Source organism: Bacteroidales bacterium, from assembly GCA_014860575.1.
Classification (GTDB): Bacteria; Bacteroidota; Bacteroidia; order Bacteroidales; family JAAYJT01; genus JAAYJT01.
Genome location: JACZJK010000038.1, coordinates 1 through 1915, shown reverse-complemented (window position 1 = coordinate 1915; position 1915 = coordinate 1). Strand labels below are relative to the sequence as shown.

Here is a 1915-nt window from a genome sequence, read left to right as displayed (position 1 = left end):
CAACATGAGTTCCTATGAAACGGATAAGGAAATTGCTGACAAACGGGTTTTGGATTGAAGATTTGATCAGCAGGCTCCTGAACTGGATCAATGAAACGCTGCCATGAGCAAATCCATATCCTGGTAAGGCAACCCGAAATATTCCCCGATGATTTTGTTTGAAAGTATGCCGTTGTAAAGATAAACACCCTGTCTGAAGTAAAAATCGGACGACAGCAACTTGTCAATTCCACCAAGATCGCCGGCCCGGATAAGCATAGGAGCGAAAAAGTTACTAAGGGCAATGGATGCGGTGTTGGGCACGCGGGAGGCAATGTTGGGTACACAGTAATGCGTTACGCCATGAACACGGAAGACAGGCTTTTCGTGGGTAGTCGTAAACGAGGTCTCAGCGCAGCCCCCCTGGTCAATACTAACATCCACAATCACTGAACCTTCTTTCATCATCGCCACCATTTCCGCGGTAATTAAAATTGGTGAGCGATGATGGCGCGAATGAACGGCACAAATCACCACGTCAGCGTTAATCAGCGCTTTTTGTAATTCAGCGGTTTGTACCGTGGAGGTAAACAACCCCTGGCTGACCTCGGATTTCAGCTTCCTCAGTTTGTACACATTGTTGTCGAAAACCTTGACCACTGCCCCCATCCCGATGGCCATTCTTGCTGCATATTCACCCACAGTGCCGGCGCCCAGTATCACCACTTCAGAGGCTGCTATTCCGGTAAATCCGCCCAGCATCCTGCCATTTCCAAACTCAGGATGTGCAAGGTATTCGGCAGCAATCTGAATGGAGGCTGTTCCGGCAATCTCGCTGATAGACCTTACAACAGGCGAGGCATTGGTTTTATCTTTAATGTACTCAAAAGCAATGGCTGATATCTTTCGCTGGATCAACTTCTGAAAATACTCCTTTGTTTGCGCATTCAGGTGCAGGGCGCTGATCAAATACTGCCTTCCCCTTAAGTAATCAATTTCGCTATCCGACAAAGGCGCCACCTTTAAAATTATATCAGATTTGAATACCTCCTCCGGGGTCTCGGTAATAAATGCCCCTGCTTCAGCATACTCATGGTCGGAAAAATGGGCGGCAAGGCCGGCGTTACGTTGCATCACTATTTCATGTCCATGTTTTACCAGTGTTTTCACCGCATCCGGTATCAGGGCAATACGGTTTTCCTGGAATGAGGACTCAAACGGAAGCCCGATCGTGAGTTTCTTTCCTGATTTTGTTATTTCGAGGGTCTCCTCCTGCGGGAGCAGTTTTTCTCTGGCGCTGATATTCATGGGTAAAAGTATTTACTTGTCCATCAAACTACTTGATAAAGTGTTTCAAAAGTAAATACATTTTTTGAATGGGCTTCAAAAAAGAGGAAAAGGATAGTAAACGTGCGGTCACCCATAGAAAAGCAGTTCTTCAACTTTTCTTTCCGTACTTTTGGCTTCCTGCCCGACTGGTCAGGCGGGGATCCAAAAGTACCAAAAAATCAAGGCTTAATAAAAATTTCTAATTTTCTACGGGTCAGATTGCTCACGCGATACAAGCGCACCTGCACACAAGCCAACGCTTGCTTCTGTATCGCTTGCTGCAGGCCAGCCCTGCAATCCTTCCCTTGAAAATTGGCGAAATTTTTATAAGGCCAGTCCCAAATAACCTCAGCTGATGGTTCCTGGGGCTGACCTTAAATTCTTTTCGCAGCAAAACAGGAAGACTACAGGCTTAAATCGTAATCTCATGATCAGTCAAAAGAAGTGGAGGACAGAAATTGAAGGATTAAAAGCTGAATAACCGGCTACCGTCGGACTCATTCACTGTAATTTGAACATTCACAGTATCTTCGGGCAACAAGGGCTCGATGAGTTCTGGCCACTCGACAAAACAGTAATCTCCGCTGTAGAAATAATCCTCGTATCC

The 1915-nt window shown here is 46.1% G+C and carries 1 protein-coding gene; it reads right to left on the bottom strand.

Annotation, left to right across the window (positions count from 1 at the left end):
• Positions 1-87 precede the first annotated feature (87 nt).
• Positions 88-1287: an alanine dehydrogenase gene (locus IH597_10455; GenBank protein MBE0662876.1), complete on the bottom strand. Its 1200-nt coding sequence runs from the start codon at positions 1285-1287 to the stop codon at positions 88-90.
• Positions 1288-1915 lie beyond the last annotated feature (628 nt).